Origin of the sequence: Serratia sp. H1w (genome assembly GCF_000633355.1) — a bacterium.
GTDB lineage: Bacteria > Pseudomonadota > Gammaproteobacteria > Enterobacterales > Enterobacteriaceae > Chania.
In genome coordinates this window covers 1-1,619 of sequence record NZ_AYMQ01000188.1, presented here as the reverse complement: position 1 = coordinate 1,619, position 1,619 = coordinate 1, and the positions used below count along the sequence as shown (strand labels likewise).

At 49.7% G+C, this 1,619-nt stretch carries 2 protein-coding genes and 1 pseudogene; 2 read left to right on the top strand and 1 reads right to left on the bottom strand.

The window, feature by feature from the left end:
* Positions 1-20 precede the first annotated feature (20 nt).
* A pseudogene (locus tag U869_RS0128475) lies at positions 21-779 on the top strand (tyrosine-type recombinase/integrase); the annotation flags it as partial.
* 12 nt (positions 780-791) lie between these two features.
* The gene (locus U869_RS0128470; RefSeq protein WP_025123870.1) at positions 792-1,034 is read left to right on the top strand and encodes a hypothetical protein; all 243 of its coding nucleotides are present in this window, start codon (positions 792-794) and stop codon (positions 1,032-1,034) included.
* Positions 1,035-1,076: 42 nt separating this feature from the next.
* On the opposite strand, the gene U869_RS0128465 is transcribed toward U869_RS0128470, so the two are convergent.
* Positions 1,077-1,619, bottom strand: a 543-nt coding sequence (locus U869_RS0128465) for a hypothetical protein (RefSeq protein ID WP_029988550.1), incomplete at its 5' end; no start/stop codon positions are given.

Here is a 1,619-nt window from a genome sequence, read left to right as displayed (position 1 = left end):
AGTATTAGTTGACCACTACAATGGAAGAAGTTGAACCCATGGTTCTCCTAAAGGTTATCCGTCTATATGAGGACCGTGGCGCAATGGAGCGAGCAGACAAGGCTAGGCGACGCTGTGGCGAGGTTTTCAGGTACGCCATAGTAACGGGCCGGGCAAAGTACAATCCAGCTCCTGACCTCGTTGACGCGCTTAAGGGTTATCGCAAAAAGAACTATCCATTCTTGCCAATGGAGCAAATCTACGATTTCAACAAAGCCTTAGTTGGCTATGGCGGCAGCATCATTTCAAAGGTCGCTACGCAGGTATTACAGTACACAGCCCTACGCACTATCGAATTGAGGACGCTGGCATGGGAAAACATCGACTTTGAGAACATGATGATCTCCGTTGACCCGTCAGTAATGAAGGGCCGCAGGCTTCATGTGGTTCCAATGTCAAAGCAGGTCGCTGAATTATTACGTGGGCTACAGCCGATCACCGGCCAGTACAAGTACGTTTTTGTTGGAAGGAACGACAAGAATAAGACCATAAGCGAAAACACGATCCTCGGTGTCATTCGCAGGATAGGATATGAAGGCAGGACGTGCGGCCACGGCTTCCGGCATCAGTTCAGCACCGTTCTGAATGAAAAGCATTGGAACAGCGATGCGATAGAAGCGCAGATTGCGCACGTTAACGGCGGGGGAACTCGCGGGATATATAACCATGCTGTCTATCTAGACACCAGGCGCGAGATGATGCAGTGGTGGGCTGATTGGATAGATGGCAGCGTGGCTTAACTGGAGCAACACATGCGCAAGATGAGAGCTTCAGGAATGGCAATCTTCTTCATGAACGAAAACGAGGCATACCCAACCCCCGATCGTGACGCCGGTGCATCATTCTGCGTGTGGCATGACGAGGAAGATCGGTACTGGCTGGATGTGCATTATCAAAGAGAGTGGCGCAGAGCAAGCCCCGAACCATTCTCAGACTTTGAAGAAGTTTTTGAGGCAGTGAAAGATTACGACTACGCGATACCGATGAAGAGGTGAATGACGCGCTTTTATATTCGCATAATAAAAGCGCATCAATGATTAGCAACTTACAAGTTTCAACGAATGTATCGTAAATTTTTCACCGTTACCTATGTTGTCGGCATTGAAACGCAGGCGCAGGTAAAAGGCGCTCTTTGGTGTCGCCCACATCGTCCCCGAACTGCCTCGCTGATTAGCTGCACCTATAGGGATCGACGTATTGCCGTTGACTGAATGGTCCGTGATCAACCCCACCGTCGAAAGAACATTGTTACCCGCACTTCTTGCCAACTGGTTACAGATAAGTTTTTGCACAAACACCGGGCTTAGGACGGAGGCATTCGAGCCAAACCATTCAACACCGATATTCGTGTGGCCGGTGATTGGAATGAAGAAATCCAACCCCTTACTACCACCTGAGTTGACAGAAGAGGTGAGCGTGATAGAACCGTCAGCGTTGATCACTGATGAAAGCCCCGTTCCGGTTACGACATACTCAACTGACGATACTCCTGGAGCGACTAACGATCCGTCAGCATCGTAAAGCGCCATAGCCTTGGCTGCTTCGTTCGTCAGGTTAACTGTCGCTACCGATGTAAAACT

Excerpts from the sequence above, each read along its gene's own strand:
- U869_RS0128470 (WP_025123870.1), top strand. The coding sequence starts at position 792 with ATGCGCAAGATGAGAGCTTCAGGAATGGCAATCTTCTTCATGAACGAA.